22 protein-coding genes are annotated in these 19,899 nt (G+C 62.9%); 11 read left to right on the top strand and 11 right to left on the bottom strand.

The features are described 5' to 3' along the window. The first annotated feature begins 185 nt into the window (after nucleotides 1–185). Nucleotides 186–1,733 carry an alkaline phosphatase family protein gene (locus AC1D1L_RS27555; RefSeq protein WP_477344410.1) on the top strand — a complete coding sequence of 516 codons (1,548 nt, stop codon included), beginning with the start codon at nucleotides 186–188 and terminating at the stop codon, nucleotides 1,731–1,733. A gap of 108 nt (nucleotides 1,734–1,841) precedes the next feature. Here AC1D1L_RS27555 and AC1D1L_RS27550 read toward each other — a convergent pair whose 3' ends face one another. Further along, nucleotides 1,842–3,155, bottom strand: coding sequence for a PRC-barrel domain-containing protein (locus AC1D1L_RS27550; protein WP_477344409.1), 1,314 nt, complete (start codon nucleotides 3,153–3,155; stop codon nucleotides 1,842–1,844). Nucleotides 3,156–3,411: 256 nt separating this feature from the next. On the opposite strand from AC1D1L_RS27550, the gene AC1D1L_RS27545 reads away from it, so the two are divergent. Beyond that, complete coding sequence (locus AC1D1L_RS27545; RefSeq protein WP_477344408.1) at nucleotides 3,412–4,332, top strand: diacylglycerol/lipid kinase family protein; 921 nt, start codon at nucleotides 3,412–3,414, stop codon at nucleotides 4,330–4,332. Nucleotides 4,333–4,358: 26 nt separating this feature from the next. On the opposite strand, the gene AC1D1L_RS27540 is transcribed toward AC1D1L_RS27545, so the two are convergent. Beyond that, on the bottom strand, nucleotides 4,359–4,553 hold the full coding sequence (locus AC1D1L_RS27540) for a hypothetical protein (RefSeq protein ID WP_352585274.1): 195 nt from the start codon (nucleotides 4,551–4,553) through the stop codon (nucleotides 4,359–4,361). Between the two features lie 169 nt (nucleotides 4,554–4,722). Between AC1D1L_RS27540 and AC1D1L_RS27535 the strand changes: the two genes are divergently transcribed. Next, nucleotides 4,723–6,243: a sensor histidine kinase gene (locus AC1D1L_RS27535; RefSeq protein WP_477344406.1), complete on the top strand. Its 1,521-nt coding sequence runs from the start codon at nucleotides 4,723–4,725 to the stop codon at nucleotides 6,241–6,243. A 20-nt stretch (nucleotides 6,244–6,263) separates the two neighbouring features. Here the strand turns inward: AC1D1L_RS27535 and AC1D1L_RS27530 are convergent, their stop codons facing one another. The 3 genes from AC1D1L_RS27530 to AC1D1L_RS27520 all read right to left on the bottom strand — a co-directional run bounded on the left by AC1D1L_RS27530 (nucleotide 6,264) and on the right by AC1D1L_RS27520 (nucleotide 7,962). Further along, a complete protein-coding gene (locus AC1D1L_RS27530) occupies nucleotides 6,264–6,725 on the bottom strand; it encodes a hypothetical protein (protein ID WP_477344405.1) in 462 nt (153 codons plus the stop codon). 12 nt (nucleotides 6,726–6,737) lie between these two features. Further along, complete coding sequence (locus tag AC1D1L_RS27525; protein ID WP_142866548.1) at nucleotides 6,738–7,064, bottom strand: ElaB/YgaM/YqjD family protein; 327 nt, start codon at nucleotides 7,062–7,064, stop codon at nucleotides 6,738–6,740. A gap of 136 nt (nucleotides 7,065–7,200) precedes the next feature. Further along, a complete protein-coding gene (locus AC1D1L_RS27520) occupies nucleotides 7,201–7,962 on the bottom strand; it encodes a Crp/Fnr family transcriptional regulator (protein WP_436261669.1) in 762 nt (253 codons plus the stop codon). A gap of 291 nt (nucleotides 7,963–8,253) precedes the next feature. Here AC1D1L_RS27520 and AC1D1L_RS27515 point away from each other — a divergent pair, with 291 nt between their 5' ends. Next, nucleotides 8,254–8,631 carry a response regulator gene (locus tag AC1D1L_RS27515; protein WP_112559504.1) on the top strand — a complete coding sequence of 126 codons (378 nt, stop codon included), beginning with the start codon at nucleotides 8,254–8,256 and terminating at the stop codon, nucleotides 8,629–8,631. 51 nt (nucleotides 8,632–8,682) lie between these two features. Here the strand turns inward: AC1D1L_RS27515 and AC1D1L_RS27510 are convergent, their stop codons facing one another. Both AC1D1L_RS27510 and AC1D1L_RS27505 read right to left on the bottom strand, forming a co-directional pair. Then, nucleotides 8,683–9,234 (bottom strand): sigma-70 family RNA polymerase sigma factor, encoded by a 552-nt coding sequence (locus AC1D1L_RS27510; RefSeq protein ID WP_023670095.1) that lies wholly within the window; start codon nucleotides 9,232–9,234, stop codon nucleotides 8,683–8,685. Between the two features lie 3 nt (nucleotides 9,235–9,237). Then, nucleotides 9,238–9,432 (bottom strand): NepR family anti-sigma factor, encoded by a 195-nt coding sequence (locus tag AC1D1L_RS27505; protein ID WP_477344404.1) that lies wholly within the window; start codon nucleotides 9,430–9,432, stop codon nucleotides 9,238–9,240. 221 nt (nucleotides 9,433–9,653) lie between these two features. Between AC1D1L_RS27505 and AC1D1L_RS27500 the strand changes: the two genes are divergently transcribed. The 6 genes from AC1D1L_RS27500 (at nucleotide 9,654) to AC1D1L_RS27475 (ending at nucleotide 13,216) form a co-directional block, all read left to right on the top strand. Then, on the top strand, nucleotides 9,654–10,448 hold the full coding sequence (locus AC1D1L_RS27500) for a response regulator (RefSeq protein WP_192259355.1): 795 nt from the start codon (nucleotides 9,654–9,656) through the stop codon (nucleotides 10,446–10,448). Nucleotides 10,449–10,673: 225 nt separating this feature from the next. Next, on the top strand, nucleotides 10,674–10,841 hold the full coding sequence (locus AC1D1L_RS27495; protein ID WP_023670098.1) for a DUF1328 domain-containing protein: 168 nt from the start codon (nucleotides 10,674–10,676) through the stop codon (nucleotides 10,839–10,841). A gap of 165 nt (nucleotides 10,842–11,006) precedes the next feature. Continuing rightward, a complete protein-coding gene (locus AC1D1L_RS27490) occupies nucleotides 11,007–12,047 on the top strand; it encodes a sensor histidine kinase (RefSeq protein WP_477344403.1) in 1,041 nt (346 codons plus the stop codon). Nucleotides 12,048–12,229: 182 nt separating this feature from the next. Continuing rightward, nucleotides 12,230–12,412 (top strand): hypothetical protein, encoded by a 183-nt coding sequence (locus AC1D1L_RS27485; protein ID WP_477344402.1) that lies wholly within the window; start codon nucleotides 12,230–12,232, stop codon nucleotides 12,410–12,412. A 151-nt stretch (nucleotides 12,413–12,563) separates the two neighbouring features. Further along, entirely contained in the window at nucleotides 12,564–12,890 is a 327-nt protein-coding gene (locus AC1D1L_RS27480) for a hypothetical protein (protein WP_477344401.1), read from the top strand. Nucleotides 12,891–12,973: 83 nt separating this feature from the next. After that, nucleotides 12,974–13,216, top strand: a complete 243-nt coding sequence (locus tag AC1D1L_RS27475) for a YMGG-like glycine zipper-containing protein (protein WP_112559509.1) — start codon at nucleotides 12,974–12,976, stop codon at nucleotides 13,214–13,216. Nucleotides 13,217–13,254: 38 nt separating this feature from the next. On the opposite strand, the gene AC1D1L_RS27470 is transcribed toward AC1D1L_RS27475, so the two are convergent. From AC1D1L_RS27470 to xylF, 4 genes are all read right to left on the bottom strand, one after another. Beyond that, nucleotides 13,255–14,901, bottom strand: coding sequence for a CHASE domain-containing protein (locus tag AC1D1L_RS27470; RefSeq protein WP_477344400.1), 1,647 nt, complete (start codon nucleotides 14,899–14,901; stop codon nucleotides 13,255–13,257). A 165-nt stretch (nucleotides 14,902–15,066) separates the two neighbouring features. Next, nucleotides 15,067–15,864, bottom strand: a complete 798-nt coding sequence (locus AC1D1L_RS27465) for an ATP-binding cassette domain-containing protein (RefSeq protein WP_192259350.1) — start codon at nucleotides 15,862–15,864, stop codon at nucleotides 15,067–15,069. A gap of 13 nt (nucleotides 15,865–15,877) precedes the next feature. Beyond that, entirely contained in the window at nucleotides 15,878–17,209 is a 1,332-nt protein-coding gene (locus tag AC1D1L_RS27460; RefSeq protein ID WP_112559795.1) for a sugar ABC transporter permease, read from the bottom strand. Between the two features lie 149 nt (nucleotides 17,210–17,358). Next, nucleotides 17,359–18,399 carry a D-xylose ABC transporter substrate-binding protein gene (xylF, locus tag AC1D1L_RS27455; RefSeq protein WP_477344398.1) on the bottom strand — a complete coding sequence of 347 codons (1,041 nt, stop codon included), beginning with the start codon at nucleotides 18,397–18,399 and terminating at the stop codon, nucleotides 17,359–17,361. Nucleotides 18,400–18,663: 264 nt separating this feature from the next. On the opposite strand from xylF, the gene AC1D1L_RS27450 reads away from it, so the two are divergent. Next, entirely contained in the window at nucleotides 18,664–19,899 is a 1,236-nt protein-coding gene (locus AC1D1L_RS27450; RefSeq protein WP_477344397.1) for an ROK family protein, read from the top strand.

The following is a 19,899-nucleotide window of genomic DNA, read 5'->3' as shown; positions in this document are numbered from 1 at the left end:
GCCGCTGTCCACGCCTATATGAGGGGCCGCCCGGCGCAGGCAAAGGCGGCAAACTCAGAATGGACTGTATCCCAATCGTGAACAGTAGAAAAATTTCGTTCACCATTTCAGTAAAGCTGACGGTCTTGCGCCGCCGCCAGAATCCGGTTCATTGAGCGTCTTCCCGACGTGACAGGATACAGGTATTGGCCGCGAAAAGCAGACGTCCGAACATCCTCCTGATCTCCTGCGACCAATGGCGCGGCGACTGTCTTTCGGCTGCCGACCATCCGGTGGTGAAGACGCCGAATACCGATGCGCTCGCCGCCGAGGGCGTCCTGTTCAAGCGGCACTACGGCGGCGCGGCGCCCTGCTCTCCAGCCCGCGCCTGCCTCTACACCGGTCTCTACCAGATGAACAACCGCGTCTGCCGCAACGGCACGCCGCTTGACGCCCGCCACGGCAACATCGCGCTGTCGGCCCGCGCCTTCGGCTACGATCCGACGTTGTTCGGCTACACCGACGTCTCGTCCGATCCACGCACAATGGCGCCGGGCGATCCCCGGCTGAAAACCTATGAGGGCGTGCTGCCGGGCTTCAGCGTGCGCCAGTTCCTGCCCGAGCATCAGAAACCGTGGCTGTCATGGCTGAAGGCGCGTGGCGTCGACACCAGCGCCGGTTCTCCCGGCATCCATCGCCCCTTGGGCGGGGAAGCGAGCGACGCCGTCACCAACGCACCACCTGTCTATTCCAGGGACGAGACGCCGACCGCGTTCCTCGCCGGTGAGTTCATCCGCTGGCTGGGCGAGCAGGATGCGCCATGGTTCGCGCATGTCTCCTTCATGAGCCCGCACCCGCCCTTCATCGTGCCGGAGCCCTACAACACGCTATATGATCCCGCAGACGGTCCGGCCTTCCGCCGCCAGGAAAGTTCGCAGGCGGAAGCAGAAAGCCATCCCTATCTGGCTTACGAGCTCGGCCGCCAGAAGCGGAGAAGTTTCCGCCCTGGCACAGACGGCAAGGTCCGCGACTGGGGCGATGACAATCTCCGCGCCATCCGCGCGATCTATTACGGCATGATCTCGGAGGTCGATGCGCAACTCGGCCGCATCTGGCAGGCACTCAAGGCCGCTGGCGCCTGGAGCGACACCATCATCGTGCTGACCTCGGACCATGCCGAAATGATGGGCGACCATTTCATGCTCGGCAAAGGCGGTTTCTTCGACGGCAGCTATCACATCCCGCTGATCGTGCGCGACCCGCGCCGCGGCAATGCAGCCGGCTCGACCGTCGATCGCTTCACCGAGGCCGTCGACATCTTCCCGACCTTGCTCGATCTGCTGGATGCCGACGCCCAGCCGCATCTCGACGGCCGCTCGCTGAAACCGTTCCTGGAAGGTAAACCGCCTAAGGATTGGCGCGACGCCGCGCATTGGGAGTTCGATTTCCGCTCCATTGCTGAAGGGGAAGCCGAGCGGCACTTCGGCATCGCCTCGCGTCAGTGCAACCTCGCCGTCATCCGCACGGAAGACTTCAAATACGTGCACTTCGGCGGTGGTTTGCCGCCGCTGCTGTTCGACCTGAAAAAGGATCCGGGCGAGTTGGCCAATGTTGCCGCCGACCCGACCTACCTCGCCGCGCGGCTCGAATTTGCCGAGCGTCTGCTTGCCTGGCGCGCCGAACATCTCGACCAGTCGCTGGCGCTGGCAGAGCTGACCGAGGATGGCGTGGCTGGGTGTGTGGTAGGGCAGTAGGGCAGTAGGGCAGTAGGGCAGTAGGAAAAGTATGGGATAGGCGGTGCTATCGCGCTCCCTAATTTTTATCCCTACTGCCTTACTGCCGTACTGCCCTACTCCCTTCCTCTACTGCATCATCAACCGCTGCTGATCCCGCTTCTCGGCATAGCTGCCCTTGTCGTAGGCGGCCTGCGCTTGCAACTGGTCCTTGGTGAAGTTGGTGTAGAGGTACTTCTTGCCGTCCTTGTCGGTCATGAACTTGAGCTTGTCCATGCCGATCGCGACCTCCTTGGCGCCGATACCGAGGAAGCCGCCGACATCGACGATGACTGCATCCGGCTTGCTGTCGGGCGCCAGCACGACGTCGCCGATCTCGCCAACCTTTTCGTCGTTGGCGCCATAGACGGTCGTGCCTTTCAGATCGTCGCCCCTGATTTCACCGACCGGCATTTCGGTCAGCGTCGATTTGTCGATAGCCGCCGTCTGGGTCGGGTCCGTGGCCTTCACGTCAGGCGACTTGGCCGCCGGAGCCTCGGCCGTCTTGTCCGTTGGCGCAGCCGTCTCAGCCGGAGCGGTGGCTGCAGGGGCAGCCGGCGTCCCGGCGTCGGACATCGTCGTCACCGGCACCGGATCATAGACCTTGCGGTCGAAATCAGGCTGTGCCTGCAGTTCCTCCTTCGTGGTGTGCGCCACCAGCCAGCGATCGCCGTTCTTCTGCGCCCACTCGGCCTTGGCGAAATCATAGGTGACATTCTTTTCGCCCAGGCCGAGGAAGCCACCGACGCCAATCACCAGTGATTGCGCCTTGCCCTCCTTGGTCAGCACGATGTCGTTGACGTCACCGATCTTCTGGGCATCGTCCGCAGTGCCGTTATAGACGCTCTCGCCGATGATGTTGGTGGCGAGGTTGCCCTCGGCGCGTTTCACCACTGGCTCCGACGGCGCGGCGTTCAGATCGACAGGCTTCTGCGGATCATTCTGCGCGCTGTCCGTAGTGGCGGTCGCCGGCGCCGGATCATAAGGTTTGCGGTCGAAGTCCGGCAGCGCCGTCAGCGCTTCCTTGCTCGTCTCGGCAACCAGCCAGCGGTCGCCATTCTTTTCGACCCATTTGAGCTTGCCGTAGTCGAAAGCGACATCCTTGCTGCCTATGCCGAGAAAGCCGCCGACGCCGATGATGGCGGATTTCGCATGGCCATTTTCATCGAAGACGACATCGCTGACGTCGCCGATTTTCTGTGCGTCGTCGGCAGTGCCGTTATAGACGGATTCGCCGATAACATTGGTCATCAGGGCGCCCTCGGCCCGCTGCGCGGCCGGCGCGATGGTGGCGGGGGCTTCAGCCGGCGCCGGAGTTGTCGCCGGGGCGGTCGTTGACTGCGCAAACGCACCAGTTGCGATCAGCGTTGCGAGCGCGGTCGTCGCGAAAAGAGTGCGGATCATGATTAAGTCTCCTCTTGCGTGATCTCGTGCGCGCCGCAACCGGCAAACCGTCGCCGGGAGACCGAAAGCGGCGCCTCCAATGCGTTCACAACGTCGTGACAAGGCGCTTGTTCCGAAAAAACGGGGTTGTAGCCGCACCTCGGGCAAGTCCGTGGAATCGCCCGACATTTCCGGCCAGTCGTGGAACCTTTGTAAGGCTTGCCCGTTTCAGCCTGTGGCTGGATATTCCGGCCGCTAAAAAGAATACGGAGCGGGCATGCGATTTGCGGCGGTGCTGAACCGGGACGGCGGCACCTTGCGGACGACCGATCTTTCCGCGTTTTCGGACCGGATGCGCCAGACGCTTGAGGCGGCTGGCCACACCATCGATATCGACATCGTAGAAGGCAAGGACATTGTCGCGGCGCTCGACAAGGTCGCCTCGCGACGCGGCATCGAGGTGGTGCTGGCCGGTGGCGGCGACGGCACCATTTCGGCCGCTGCGGCGCGGCTGATGAATAGCAAGAAAGCCTTGGCTGTCCTGCCTGCAGGGACCATGAACCTGTTCGCCCGCGGCCTGGGCATTCCGCAGACCCTCGACGGGGCCCTGACTTCCTTTGCTAACGGCGAGGTCATCGCGATCGATATCGCCAGTGCCAATGGCCGACCTTTCGTGCATCAGTTCTCGATCGGCCTGCACGCCAGGATGGTGAGGCTCCGCGACACCATGGAGTTTGCTTCGCGCCTGGGAAAGATCCGTGCTTCGGCAAAGGCCGCCTGGACGACGATCAACAATCCACCCGCCATGAAGGTGACATTGACGGTCGGCGACGCCGAGATCGTCACCCGTATCAGCGGCATCGGCATCTCCAACAATCTGTTCGGCGAGGGCCACCTGCCCTATGCCGACAACCCTGCCGGCGGCGTGCTCGGCATCTATGTCACGGTGGCGCGGCAGCGCGGCGAACTGGCCAGGGCCCTTTTCGACATGGTGCGCGGCCGGTGGCGCGACAGCGACCATGTCGAAATCCATCAGGCCGACAAGGCAGTCGTGAAAATCCACACCGGAAGCAAAAAATTCGGCGCCGTCATCGACGGTGAACTGGTCAAGCTGGAGCGCGAAACAACTGTGCAGATTCACCCCGGCGCGTTGAATGTTCTGGTGCCGGCGCGGGCTGCGCAGGCAAAGGCCGCCTGATGCGAGCGCCTAACAAGAGGCGCGCTTCAGCCGCCGGCTGGCTGGTCCTGGCCGGCGGGCGCGCTCTGGTTGGCGGGAGCCCTGTTGTCGATCTTCTCGCCATAAATCTCGGCGGCGCCCCAGGCGATGAAGGCCAGCAGCAGCGCGGCGATCAGGATGCGCAGCCCATGCCAACCCCAGCGCCCCTGACGGGCTTTGTTCTCAGGGATGATCTTGGTCATTGGCGGCGTTCCCGTGGTGCGACTGCAAGCGTGGTGGACAAGACCACGCCTGGCGAAACATGGTCGGGTAACGATTGCTTGCTACAAAAGTTCCGGTTCGCGACGGCTGCGCAAGACGCGCGCCACTGCGGATGGGGCCTGCAAGCGAGGGGGCTTGGTGGATAGCAAGGTGGCGAAGCAGGCTGGTCTGCCAGTCGAGGTCCGCCGCGCCGTGGCGGCGCCGGAGCGGCTTGCCGTGCTGCACGGGCTTGACGCGATCGACACCGCCTCGGACCCCGACTTCGATCGCATCAGCGGTCTTGCCGGCGCCGTGATGCAGGCGCCCATCGCCATGGTCACGTTGCTCGACACCGAACGCCAGTGGTTCAAGTCTTGTGTCGGCCTCGACGAGACCGAGACCGCCACCGACATCTCGTTCTGCGCCCACGCCATTGCCGCCGGCGACGAGCCTATGGTGGTGACCGATGCAAGCATCGATCCCCGCTTCGCCACCAATCCGCTCGTGATCGGCGAGCATCATCTGCGCTTTTATGTCGGCGCGCCCATGGTCGTGGCCGGCGCGCGCATTGGCACCGTGTGCGTGCTCGACCGGGAGCCGCATAATTTTCCCTCCACTGCCGCACTGCATCAGCTGAAGGCGCTGGCCGGCCTCGCCGCCAGCCTGTTTACGCTCAAGGACGCGACCCGCAGCGGCGCCATCGCCGCCGCAGCTTTGGCGCAGGAGGAAAAGCGCCGTGCCATCGCGCTTGATGCCGCCTCGCTCGCCAGCTGGGCCTGGGATATCCGCACCGACATGATCGAATGCGATGTGCGCCTGTCGGAACTGTTCAACCTGCCGCGCTCGAACCGGTTGCGGGCGCGCGACATATTGGGCGCCATCGACCCGCGCGACGTCTACCAGACCGAGACGCGCTTTCGCGACGCCTTGACCGGCAGCGACGATTATTTTGGCGAATACCGGGTCAAGGGCTTCGATCCGCCGCGCTGGATAGCCACTCGCGGCCGCGTTATCGAGCGCGACGGCGAGGGCAAGCCGACGCTGATCTTCGGCGTCAACTACGACATATCGGAACGCAAGCTCGGTGAGGAGCGGCAACGGTTGTTGCTGCGCGAGCTCAACCACCGGGTCAAAAACACGTTGGCGACGGTGCAGGCGCTGGCGACGCAGACCGTTCGCCACGCCCGCCGCCCAAGCGAATTCCTCGAAGCCTTCGGCGCCAGGCTGCAGGCGCTGGGGGCTGCCCATAACCTCTTGTCCGATCGCGAATGGCGCGGCATCGGCATCCGCGAACTGATGCAGATAGAGGTTAAGCCGTTCGATTCGACCGAACAGTCGCGTATCGCGATTTCCGGTCCGGATCTGCTGCTTTCGCCCGACCAGGCGGTGGGGCTCGGCCTGATCATGCACGAACTGGCCAGCAACGCGCTGCAATACGGATCGCTGTCGGTGGGCTCGGGAAAGGTCGACGTCGACTGGAAGGCGCTGGGCAAGAAAGGCGCACGCCGCCTTGTGCTGACCTGGCGCGAAAGCGGTGGGCCGCAGGTCCAGCCGCCGGAACGCCAGGGATTCGGCTCGATCCTGATCCGCCGCAGCCTGGCCAAGGTTTTGTCCAGCGAGGTTGTGCACGAGTTCCGTCGGGAAGGCGTGTTCGCGAAAATATCGATGCCGCTGGAAGATTTGCCGAGCTGAAGCGTCGGGGGAGTTCGGGCCTACTCGGCGTCGCCGTCCGGATCGCCCGGGCGCGGTTTGACGTTTTCCTTGTAGATGGCATAGGCCACCAGCGCGATGATCGGTCCAAGGACAAGTTCCTTGCCGCCTTTCCCCTTGAGCAGCGACGGCAATACGGCAAGGGCCGCCGTGATGCCGAGTGCCTTGAGGTCGGCATTGCGCCTTCGCGCACGTCTACGGGCGCGCGTGCCGGCCGCCAGTTGATGGATGAGCAGGATGAGCCCGGCAAGCACCAGGAAGCCGGCCGCGAAACCCAGGCAGGCCGCCATCGACCCATAGCGGTCGGCGGCCCAGATATAGGCCGCTCCCAAGAAAAATCCGAGCCCGCACAGAGCCGCAACCGCGGCGAGCCCATAGACGATCGCCGCCGTGCGCGCGCGGCGCATGGCGGCAATGGCTTCACCCGAGGCCAAAGCCGAAATCAACGATGCCAGCGTCCCCATCTCTAGCGAAAACTAGCGCCGGGCGAGAAGCGCGAACAGAAAGCCGACGCCGGCTGCGATGGCCAGCGACGTCACCGGCTTTTCGCGCACATTGGCGGTGATCTGGGCTTCGATGTCCTTGGCGTTGCCGCGCAGGCTGTCGAAGGCAGCCTCACCCTGGGCGCGCAACTGCTCGACGCCTTCGGCGGCAGCGCGCCGCGCCGTTCCGTAGCCATGCTCGCCGGTCTTGGCCAATTGCTTGGTCAGCTTTTCTATGTCGGCCTTCAACTGCCGGATATCGGCTTCGAGGTCGGCGTTCGTCTGGGTTTCGCCAGCGGTTTTTCCTGTGGCAGTTGCCATTCTATAACTCCTTGCGTTTGCTTGGTTTCAAACGCCCCACACACGTCAAGGTTCCGAAATCGGAGACCATATCCATGAAAGGGTGTTTGCTTGTGCGAGTCCAGCCCGGCGGACTCGTTTCCCTCTCAGATCAGCCTCAGATCAGCGGCCGGCGGCCCTCGCTCAAGCCCTCCCAGCGTGCGAGGTCCTTCAGCGCCTCCCGGTCGACCACTTCGCAACCGCCGTCGCGCCAGACGATCAGCTTGCGGTCGATCAGCTTGCGGATCGTCTTGTTGGTGTGGACCAGAGACAGGCCGAGCGTATCGGCGACGTGTTGCTGCGTGATCGGGATTTGCACTGGCGCCTTGCCGTTGAGCCCAACTATCGCCGCGCGGCTGGCGATGAAAGCGATGAGATAGGCGGTGCGCTCTAGCGCCGTGCGCCTACCGATGCTGAGCAAATTCTCGTCCAGCATGCGCTCCTCGCGCGATGCCAGCCAGGTGATATCGTAGGCAAGGCCCGGATGGTTGCGGTAGAGCTCGTGCAGGTTTTCGCGCTCAAAGACGCATAACAGCATCGGCGACAGCGCCTCGATCGAGTGCTGCATCTCACCAAGCAGGCTGCCCTGCAGGCCGATGAGATCGCCGGGCATCGAATAGTTCAGAATCTGGCGGCGGCCGTCCGACAGCAATTTGTAGCGGAAAGCCCAGCCCGACAGCACCGTGTAGAGATGAGCACTGTGGCTGCCTTCGACGAGGACGGTCGCGCCTTTGTCGACGGCAAGTTCGCCCTTCTTGAACGTGCTGACGAACGCAAGCTCCTGCTTCTCGAAGTCCCGGAACACCTGCAACGGCCGGAGCGGGCACTTCTCGCACGGATATTGGCGACTGGAAAAGGAACGACCGTTCTGGCCAGACATTTCGACCCCTCTTCGAATGCCCCTTTGACAGAGACTGACTGCAACGCCTTTGCAAGGGCCGCAGTTCCACGCCGGCGATGGGCATGTCTTTTTTAAATGACAGGATGGCAAATAGCGATCATGACTCACTGCACTCCCGTGAGGCGAATTCGAAGCTCGCCTGGCGTTGGAGCAGACCCGGCGAGCGAATTTTTCGGATTAAGGCCCACTGGCCATTCCCCCCAAGGTCCGCGATGCGGTTGACTGGAGTCATTGAGCCCGATGCCGCAAGAATTAAGGAGAGATTGCCAGGTGCCCCCATTACTTGAGGGATTGCGAATTCTTGTCCTGGAGGATGAATTCCTGATCGCCATGGATGTCGAGCAGCTTTGCCGCGACCATGGCGCCGGCGACGTGGTGATTGCCCGCGACCTGGCAGAGATCGACGAGCAGACGATCGCCGACAAGTTCGACGGCGTTATCGTCGACCTAATGCTGAGTGGAACGTCGACGCTCGACTTCGCCGCGCAACTGCGCCAGGCGGGCACGCCCTTCGTCTTTGCCTCCGGCTATTCGGACGCGGACGAGATCAGGGCGTCTTTCCCCGGCGTACGACTGGTAACCAAGCCATATTCGGGAGACGATCTCGTCGGGGCGCTGGCGGTGGCCTGCGGCCGCGCGCCAGTCTGAAATGCCTTCGATCGGCACTCGAGAGCCCGAGCCCGCAAACGGGCTCCGCTGTCAGGCGGCGTTTGAGCCGGTAACCTGCGACGAGATGGCGTCGGGGCCGTATTCGTCTTCGCCGGAGATTTTCAGGATCTCCTGCAGCCGTGTGCGAGCCCGACTGACCCGGCTCTTGATCGTTCCGACCGCGCAACCGCAAATCTCGGCCGCCTCCTCATAGGAAAAGCCGGAAGCGCCGATGAGGATGATGGCTTCGCGCTGGTCCTCGGGCAGTTGCTCGAGCGCGCCGCGAAAATCCTTGAGGTCGAGCTGGCCGTGCTGGGCCGGATGAACGGCGAGCCTGGCGGTCATGATGCCGTCGCTGTCCTGCACCTCGCGGCCGCGCTTGCGCATCTGCGAATAGAACTCGTTGCGCAGGATGGTGAACAGCCATGCCTTGAGGTTGGTGCCGGGCTGGAAGCTCTCATGCTTGTCCCAGGCCTTGACCAGCGTCTCCTGCACCAGATCGTCGGCCTTGTCGGCATTCTGCGTCAGCGACACGGCAAAGGCCCGCAGGCTCGGGATCGAGCCGAGCAAATCGGTCTTGAACCCTTGTGAGACAGCTGCCATGCCTCAGTCCTTCTTCTGTGCGGGTTCGGCCTGTTCCAGCTGGCTGAGCAACTGGGCGAAGCGATCCGGCACATTGTCGGAGACCAGCTCGTCATAATATTGTTTGAGTTTGCGGCCGATTTCCGAATTCGCCCCGAGCGGGTCACCGGAATTGGCCCGGCGCCTGTCAGCGGCGCCAGCCAGTGTTTCTTTATTCATGTCCTCATTTCGCCCTTAAATTCCAGCGCCTTAGCCGCCCTGTTACACAACGCCAAAAGCGGCCCCCTCGTCTGGTTGCCCATCGCACCACAAACGTCGTCCTTGGAGATTCGTTCCACAACCCTCGGAACTTTTTCACAAAACCCGCGTTGTTTGCCGGGGCTTGCAATCAGCTTGACCTGGAATCTATGCAATTACGTCATCTGAGGGAGACGTCTATCATGAGCCTTTCCGCAACCATTGCTCCGCACCTGCCGTTCCTGCGCCGCTTCTCGCGCGCCGTTTCGGGATCACAGGAGAGTGGCGATGCGCTGGTCGCCGCGATGCTCGAAGCCATCATCGCCGATGTCGACATCTTCCCCGAAGCGTCGAACGACCGCATCGCGATCTATAAGGTTTTCGCAAAATTGTTCACCTCCATTGCCATCCGCGTTCCGCAGGAGCATGCGCAATCGGCATGGGAACAGCGCGCCGCCGCCAATCTGAACGCCATTGCGCCACGGCCCCGCCAGGCCTTCCTGCTGGTCGCCGTCGAAGGCTTTAGCGAGGACGAGGCGGCTGAAATTCTCGATGTCGACGCCAGGGAATTCTCCGAACTGCTGGCCCAGGCGAGCAACGAGATCTCCCGCCAGGTGGCGACCGACGTGTTGATCATCGAGGACGAGCCGCTGATCGCCATGGATATCGAGGAAATGGTCGAGAGCCTCGGCCACCGTGTCGTCGGCACCGCCCGCACCCATGCCGAGGCGGTGGCGATGTTCGGCAAGACCAGGCCGAAGATGGTGCTGGCCGACATCCAGCTTGCCGATGGCAGCTCGGGCATCGATGCCGTCAACGAAATCCTGTCGTCGACTTCGGTGCCGGTGATCTTCATCACCGCCTTCCCCGAGCGTCTGCTGACCGGCGAGCGGCCCGAACCCGCTTTCCTCGTCACCAAGCCGTTCAATCCAGACATGGTCAAGGCGCTGATCAGCCAGGCGCTGTTCTTCGACCGTCAGGCCAAGGCCGCCGCCTGACGCAATCTCCAACGTCGCCGCATCCCGGCGTTGCCAAGTACTGGCGATCGTCCACCCGGTGATCGCCAGTTGTCGGCCGCTCCATGCCGCGCTTTGCGTGGTCGCGCTCGCGTGCCCCGAATCAATTCGCGTCCGGGCCTTTCCAAAGCCTGTCTTTTTCGGCAAATGGTGGAACAAACACCAACCACCCACGTTTTTATCTCAGCATCGGAAGGAGACGGATCAATGCTCTACTGGGCGCTCGTATTTCTTGTCGTGGCGATCATCGCCGGCGCGCTTGGTTTCGGCGGTATCGCCGGCACCTCCGCCGGCATCGCGCAAATCTTGTTCTTCATCTTTCTCGCCTTCCTCGTCATCTCGCTTCTGGCCGGCCTGTTCAGGCGGGCCTCGTAAGACCGGCAGCGAGCCAACACTGGAAGCCGCACCCCTCAAACGGTTTCCAGCCACCGCCGGGCGGTGTCCTCAACGGGACACCGTCCGGCGGACCTGTTTTGGGGGTTATTTCAGGAACTGATTTCAGCGTGAATCGTTCAGCTTGAGTGGGTGGACAGGTGACTGATGCGTTCCAGAGGCGGAGAGACAGGCGAAAGCGGGCGTAATGACGAAGTCATCGCCCTGCATCCCGCTGAAAGCGGCATGCAGCTCGGCCGCGCCTTGCTCCATGCTCTGCACAATGCCGGCATTTCCGTTCTGTACCAGGACCGCGAGATGAAGACCGTGTGGGCGCGCAACATGCGTGAGCCATGGGCTTCCGATACTGCGGACAGCAACGGCATCCTGCCGCCGGCGCAGGCAGACCACATCGATACCACCAGACGCCATGTCATCGCTTCCGGCAATCCTGAACGCCTCGAGCTCAGCGTTCCCACGGCTGAAGGCATCCGCTGGTTTCAAGTCTGGGTCGATGCCGATCGCGGCGACGGCGGCGATGTCCAAGGCGTTGTCACCACAATGGTGGAGACAACCGAGCAGAAACGCCGAGAGCAAACGTTGAAGACGCTGCTGCGCGAGGTCAGTCACCGCTCCAAGAACCTGTTGGCCATCATCCAGAGCATTGCCACACAGACCAGCCGTTATTCCGAGACATCGGACGATTTCCTGGCGCGCTTTCGGGGTCGGCTGCAGTCACTGGCCTCCTCCCAGGATCTGGTGACGTCGTCGAATTGGCGGGGTGCCGCACTACGCGAACTAGTCCGTGGCCAGGTCGTGCGCTATGGCGCCGATCCCGCGCAGAGCCTGCGGTTCAATGGCGTTAATCCCTACCTCAATCCCAACGCCGCTCTTCATATCGGCCTGGCCATGCACGAACTCGCAGTCAATTCATTCAGTTACGGCGCCTTGGCGCGGCCGGATGGCTTCGTCGAGGTAACCGCCAATCTGTCGAGCGTCACGGAGGCCGCTGATAAGCCGGCTTTGTCGCTGACCTGGGTCGAGGCCATTGTCGCCAATGACAACAGGCGCACGGAGAAACGCTTCGGCAGCGTTGCTCTCGAACGCGTTGTGCCGGTATCGCTGAACGGCACGGCGACGCTGGAAATCACCGGCGACCGCCTCGAATATCGGCTTGTCGTTCCGCACGGCAATTTCGAAACCGAGTGAGCGGCCAGATTTGCCTCAGAGCAATTCCGTCCCCGAATTGCGTCAAACAGAGAGCCCGGAGCGCCGGATTCCTTAACCGGCTGTTCACCATAAAGTCCGATGCTGAGGCTCCCAGAGATTGCCGGCTCTTGACCGATTCAACCGACGCTTCGGCCGTGGCCTGCAACCCAACTATGGGAGGAATGATCTTGACGGTTGCCGATATGAACAGGCTGGAGCAGGCCGCCCGCGTCTCGATGAGCGGCTTTCAGGATCCTTATGCTTCCGCCTCGCCTGCGCCGCACGCCTGGCATCCCTTGCTTCGTTTCGCCGCTGTCGCGCTCGTCGCCGCCATCGTTCTGATCGTGGCGTCGCAGCTGGGCTGAGCCGCGTTCGCTTCGGGTTCACGCTGCTCCCAAATCTGGCTGAGCTGAAGGCTGGTCTGGCTCCTGGCCAAGCCGATTATTAACGTTCCAGCTTGCATCACAGGAACTTTGACGGCTGTTGACCGTTCTTATGGCGAGAGGATCTTTCGCCGTGGAACACATCGCTGCTTTGCTTCTGATTATCGGCTGTTCGAACAGCATGACCGAGTGCCGCGAACTGTCGGTGCCGGTCAGCGTGTTCGAAACCGCGGAGGCATGCACCGCCGAGCGGCCTTTTGCCATGGGCGACGTGCAGGGTCAGGCCCAGCATGTCGTCGCCAAATGTCTTGCCGTCGATCCTGCCTTGGAGGACGACTACGACCAGATCGTCTGGAACGTGCGCCCGGACGGTTCACTTGACGCATCCTTGCAGATTTCCAACGTCATGGTCGCGTCGAATGTGGCGCGCCGCGAAAAAGACTATCTTAGCCAACAATAAGATCGAGCGGGCAAAGGCCGCCATTTCATGCTAAATGGCGGCTGGAGCTTACTAAAGTGAGGACGAAAGTGAGGAGAGACTCAATGCGGAAATTGATTATTGCCATGGTTGCCGTGGTCGCCGTCAGCGGCTGCAGCACGACCGAACAGGACGTGGGTGTCGGCACGTTGGTAGGCGCCGGCGTCGGCGGCCTGGTTGGCGGCGGCAAGGGTGCGCTCATCGGCGCAGCCGTTGGTGCCGGTTCCGGTCTGCTGGTGCGCAACCTGCGCAATGGCTATTGTCAGTATCGCGACAATCGCGGCCGGCTCTACACCGCTCGCTGCTGATCCGCTTCAAAGCGTCAAACAATCGAGACGGAGACCGGTTAGCCGGTCTCCGTTTGTTTGCGTGTATCGGGCGGCGGAATCCTGATTTCCACTGTAAGCCCGTCGGCACGAAAATCTCTGGCGATCGTGCCGCGCAATTCGCGCGTGACATTGAGATCGATCAGCTTGGTACCGAAGCCGGTCTTGGCCGGCGCTTCGAGTTGCTTCTGCCCGGCCTCGCGCCAGTTCAGAACCAGCATCCTGTCGGATCCGCGTCCCTCGAACGACCATTTCACTTTAAGCGCGCCGACCGAATTGCCAGCTTCGCCATATTTCAGCGCATTGGTCGCCAGTTCGTGAAAGGTCAGGCCAAGCGCCTGCGTCGTCGTCTCGTCGAGCAGCACCCGAGGGCCTGACAATATCCCGTCCGGGAGCTCCTTGCCGAACACCTGGCCAAGCTCGATGCGCAGCAAATCGCCAAGGTCGGCCTTCTGCCAGCGCGATCGCGTCAGCATGTCCTGGGAAGCCGCCATTGCCTGCAGGCGAGCCGAGAAGGAAGAGGAGAACTCCTTTACGTCGGTGGCGTGCGCTGCCGTCTGACGCGCGATCGCCAGCACCCGCGTGATCGAATTCTTGATCCGATGCTTCATCTCCTGCAGCATCAGATCCTTTTCGAGCAGGCTCTTTTCCGTCGTCTCATGCAACAGCGACTTGGCGTCATAGGCGCGCTCCTGATAGCGCGCCACCAAAGCGATCGCGCCGGCCAACAGCAACCCGAACAGGCCGAGCATCACCGGAATGGCGCGCGAAGACGGCTGCGAGAAAGCGCTGGTCGGCCGAAACAGCACCGTCCACGGCCGGCCGGCGACGATGATCTTGCGCGTCACCAAGAGCCTGTCGCCGAAGCTCGCAACCGGCGGCGTTTCCGACTGGAACAGAAGATTGTCGGCATCGACCTTGCCGTCATAGACCTCGGTGTTGACCGGCAGCAGCGGCGTGCGGCTGAGCGCGGTCTGGAACAGGTCGCGGGCGCGGAAAGCGGCGTAGAGAAAGCCTGATGTTGACGACCTGGAGGCGTTAATGCCATCCGGCGCGGTTTCGACATTGAGCCTGACGAAGACCAGGAAGCCGGTAAAGGTCTGTGCCGCGCCCGCGCCCTGGCCGAGTTGAACCAGGCCGCTTGCATGCTGTGCGTCATCGGCCATCGCCTTTTCGATCGCTTCGCGCCGCGCCGGTTCGGTGAACATGTCGTAGCCGATGGTCGACTCGTTGGCAGGATCGAGCGGCTCGAACAGCACGACGGGCGTGCGCCAGGACTGTGACGTGTCCGGATAGACAGCGTGGGGCACGCCACGGTCGCGCAACATGTCGCGCTCGACCGCCGCTTCGTCGCCGGTTTTGGCCAGCCTGAGATAACCGATGCCGCGCAGGCCGGCAAAATTGCTGTCGACGTCGAGCGCGCTGAAGAAGGCCTTGAATTCGCTTCTCGAAATCTCGCCATTGCGGGCGTCGAACAGCGCCTGCGTCGAGCGCAGCAGCGACAGATGCAGGTCGATGCGGCTTTCGATACGGTTGAGCGCATCGTCGGCCGTTGCCTCGAATTTGATCCGTGCCGCCTCCTGGGTGGCGAAGTAGGCGAAGCCTGCCATCGTCATGCTGATCAGCGCGACGGCAATGAAGGCGACGATCGGGAAAAACTTCTTCAAAGGATGCTGCGGCCCATGTATCTGGGACCTTTATGGCACGTCACCGTGCCAACACAATGGCGAGGCCAAACCATCGTGACAGCTGGCACATCACGTTCCAGATATTAGCCGGCTTATCGATCGCGCATCGGAGAAGATGACCGTCAGCCGATGATGGCGCTCGTCTCAGGCGGCGATCTTCAGCGCGCCCGGTCCGGGAATGGCGCCGGGTGGGCATTTGCCGAGGATGATCATGCCAAGCACCTCGTCCTGGGTGACATCGGTGGTGCGCGCGGTGCCGACGACCTGGCCGTTCTTCATCACGCAGACGCGGTCGGCGAGTTCGAACACGTCGTGGATGTCGTGGCTGATCAGGAAGATGCCGATGCCGTCGGCCTTGAGCTGCTTGACCAGCTCACCGACCTGCGCCGTTTCCTGCGGACCAAGGGCGGCCGTCGGTTCGTCCATGATCAGGATGCGGGCGTTGAACAGGATGGCGCGCGCGATCGCCACCGACTGGCGCTGGCCGCCCGACAACTTGATCACCGGCTCCTTGAAGCGCTGGAAACGCGGATTGAGCCGGCCCATGACCTTGCGCGCCTCGGCTTCCATGGCGACATCGTCGAGCGTGCCCCAGCCGGTCATCAGCTCACGGCCGAGGAAGAGGTTGGCGGCGGCGTCGACATTGTCGGCCAGCGCCAGCGTCTGGTAGATCGTCTCGATGCCGTATTTCTTGGCGTCGCGCGGGTTGGAGATCGCCGCCTCCTGGCCGTTGACGAAGATCTGGCCCGCGTCGCGCTTGTAGGCGCCCGACAGGATCTTGATCAGCGTCGACTTGCCGGCGCCGTTATGGCCGAGCAGCGCCACGACCTCGCCCGGGAAAAGATCGATGGAAGCATCGTCGACGGCGCGGATGCCGCCGAAGGCGATCGAGATGTTGCGCATGTCGATCAGCGCTGTGCCCGTGGGAGCAGTTTTTTCCATGATCGTTCCTCCCCTAGACCCGCTTGCGGTAGACGGTGTCGAGCCACACGGCGATGACCAGCACGGCGCCGACGACGATGCTCTGCAGCGGCGAGTCGATGCCGAGCAGCACCATGCCGGATTGCAGCGACTGCATCAGAAGCGCGCCGAGCATGGCGCCCATCACCGTTCCGGCGCCACCGGCCAGCGACGTGCCGCCGATGACGGCGGCGGCGATGACCAGCAACTCGTCCAGCGTGCCCAGTGCGTTGGTCGACGCGTTGAGGCGGGCTGACGAGATCGCGGCGCTGATCGCCGCCAGCACGCCCATGATCATGAACACCTTCATGGTCACCCAGCGCGTGTTGATGCCGGCAAGTTCTGCTGCTTCCGGATTGCCACCGATGGCGAAGACATAGCGGCCGAAACGCGTGCGCTTGGTGATGAAGGTCATGATAATGCCCGTGGCCACCGCCATCAGCACCGGTATGGCGATGCCATGCGCGATAAACAGCCCGCCTTCGGGAAGGGTGATGCCGTTCTGCAGCGCATACTGGCGCACGATGCCGATCGGCCATGGATAGGAATTGGCGATCCAGACGGCGCCGAGGATGGCCGCGCAAGCGACCACGCCAAGCAAGGTCTCAGCCCACACGGGGCGCAGTGGAAAGCTGAACCGCTTGCGCTGCGAGCGGCCGTTGAGCAGCGCGAAGGCAACCGCCGCACAGGCGACGATGCCGACGATCCAGCTGGCGGTAGCACCGATCGAGCCGCGTGGTCCGCCACCCATCAGCTGGAAGGTGGCGTCGAGCGGCGCGACCGTGCGCCCGCTGGTGATCAGCCATGCCATACCGCGCCACACCAGTAGGCCGCCCAGCGTCACGATGAAAGCCGGAACCTCCATATAGGCGATGATGAAGCCCTGGAACGCGCCGATCAGCAGACCAAGCACCACGCCGGCGGCCAGCGCGATGATCCAGAGCCAGGGATTTCCGAGCTGGAAGCCGATGACGCGAATGAGGAATTCGGCCTGCGCCACACCCATGATCATACCGATCACGCCTTCGACGGAGCCAACCGAAAGGTCGATGTTGCGCATGACGATGACCAGCACCATTCCGGTCGCCATGATCGCGACCGAGGAGGTCTGCACCGACAGGTTCCACAGATTGCGCGGCGTCAGGAAAAGCCCGCCCGACAGGATGTGTATGCCGACCCAGATGACCAGCAGGGCGCCGACCATGCCGAGCATGCGCGTGTCGAGTTCGGTAGCCTTGAGGAACCGCCCGACGGCGCTGAGCTCGGATGCGCGCGCCCGGTCCGCAGCAGTGCTGGCGACCGGCTGATTAGAGGTCGTGTCGGTCATGCTATCCTCCCACCGGTTTGCCGTCTGGCGCGGATGCCGGAACATGGATGCTATTTGCTTTCCGTGGTCATTTGAAGCGGAAAGCCCTTGGAGAAACGCCGCGGCTTTTGGGCCGCGGCGCCGAGATTTCGAACCGATAGGGTCCGGTTTTAGTTGCAGGCTGCAACGCTGCCGGCAGTGACGCCGGCGCAGACTTCGTCCTTCTTGATCCAGCCGGCATCGATGACGACGTTGAGGTTGTCCTTGGTGATGGCAACCGGGGTCAGGAACAGCGACTTGACGGTGTTGCCGCCGGGCGTGGTGAAGTCCTTGGCGCCGGCAATGTCGCCCGTCTTCTTGCCGTCGGCCAGCTGCGACGCGATCTCGGCGGCGTTCTTGCCGAGCTCGCGCGCGTCCTTCCACACCGACACGGTCTGCGTGCCGAGCGCGATGCGGTTCAGCGCGGCATGGTCGCCGTCCTGGCCCGAGACCGGAACGGTTCCGGCAAGGCCCTGCGCCGTCAGCGCCGCGACGACGCCGCCGGCGGTTCCGTCATTGGCCGCAACCACGGCATCGACCTTGTTGTCGTTGGCGGTCAGGAACTGTTCCATGTTCTTCTGGGCGTTGGCGGGCAGCCAGCCATCCGTGTAGGCCTCGCCGACATTCTTGACCTTGCCCGAGTCGATGGCTTCCTTGAGCACTTCCATCGAGCCGGCGAACAGGAAATCGGCATTCGGATCGGCACCCGAGCCCTTGATGAAGACATAGTTGCCTTCGGGCTTCGCCTTGAACACTTCGCGGGCCTGCATGCGGCCGACTTCCTTGTTGTCGAAGGTCAGATAGAAGACGTCCTTGTTCTCGATCAGGCGGTCATAGCCGACGACTGGAATGCCTTCGTCCAGCGCCTTCTGCACCGCCGGGCCGATGGCCGAGGCGTCCTGCGCCAGGATGATCAGCGAGTTGGCGCCCTGCGAGATCAGGCTTTCGACGTCGGTCAACTGCTTGCCGGGGTTGGACTGCGCGTCGGCGGAAATGTACTTGTCGCCGGCCGCCTCGATCGCCGCCTTCATCGCCGCTTCGTCGGTCTTCCAGCGCTCTTCCTGGAAGTTCGACCACGACACGCCGATGACCTTGTCCTTCGCCTGCGCGACCGACACTAGCGTCAGCGACATGGCGACACCCGCCAGCATGGCGGCTGCAAATCTGTTCATGATAACCCTCCCTGCGCCGCGCGCGGCGCGACAAAACTGGCCCGAAGGCCGGCACACAGAGGCTCTATTTTTTCGAGCCTCGAAAAAATACTGGTCCAACGGCGAGGCGCTGTCAACATCGATTCTGATGGAATCTGATGGCCTCTGTGAATTTTTTCGAGACTCGCAATAAACAATGACAGCGCGGCCTGCTTCTGCCAATATTTGGCTGGTGCCACCAAATGCCTCCACTATCATGAGGCGCGAGGAGGACCGGGAGGAAAAATGTCGGTTGGAATCCGCCACGACGATCTGCGCCGTCGCAACCGTGCGATGGTGATTTCGGCCGTGCGCCGGGCCGGCCAGCCGTCGCGGACCGAGATTGCGGCGACCACCGGCCTCAGCCATTCGACCATATCGGCGATCTCGTCTGATCTGATTCAAGAAGGCATCCTGGCCGAGAGCAAACCCGGCGAGACGGGTGCGCTGAAGCGCGGCCGGCCGCAGGTCGGCCTTGGCCTCAATCCGGAAGCGGCGGCGGTGATGACCGTGGTGCTGTCGCTGAACTTCCTCTCCGTCACCGTCATCGACTATGCCGGCCATGTGGTCGCCGAGGAGCAGCGCCGGCTGGACACGCTGACCATGCCGCGCGACGAGCTGATCGGCGAATGCACGGCAATCGTGCGGCGGCGGCTCGAGGATCCCGATCTTGATGTTCAGAGCATCGCCCGCATTGCCATGGGCATCCAGGGCATCACCGATTCGCAGGCGCGCGCCATGCTGTGGTCGCCTATCACGCCGCTGACCGACATTGCCTTCGCCGACATACTGGAAGCGGAATTCGGCATTCCGGCCACCATGGAAAACGACTGCAACATGATGGCGGTGGCGCTGCAATGGCGCCAGCCTGAGCGCTACCGCGACAATTTCATCGCCATCCTGCTCTCGCATGGCATCGGCATGGGGCTGGTGCTGAAGGGCGAATTGTTCACCGGCACCCATTCCTCGGGCGGCGAGTTCGGCCACATGATCCACCGGCCCGGCGGCGCGCTGTGCCGTTGCGGGCGGCGCGGCTGCGTGGAGGCCTATGCCGGCAACTACGCCATCTGGCGCAGCGCCAAAATGATGAGCGAGGATGCCGAACCGGTCGATGTCGGCGACGCCGACATGCGGGCGCTCGCCGCACGTGCCCGCGAGACCGACGGCCCCGAGCGCGAAGCCTACCGCAAAGCCGGCGAGGCGCTTGGCTTCGGCCTCGGCAGCCTGTTCGCGCTGATCGATCCAGCACCTGTCGCCATGGTCGGAGTCAGCGCCGCCGCGTTCGATCTGATCGAACCGGCATTGCGCGAAGCGATTGCTCAGACTGCCGGCGGCCAGCACTCGAAATCGATCTCCTTCGACACCGAGCCCAACGAACTGCCGCTGATCCGCGAAGGCTGCGCCATGCGCGCGCTCAGCTTCGTCGACCAGGAGATTTTCGCACCGGGGATTCAGGCGAAAGCGGGCAAGCATGTCGCCTGA

The sequence above is a fragment of the Mesorhizobium sp. P2_D6 genome (assembly GCF_056404315.1).
Note: the sequence above shows the minus strand (reverse complement) of the source record. Positions and strands in the feature narration are given on the sequence as shown.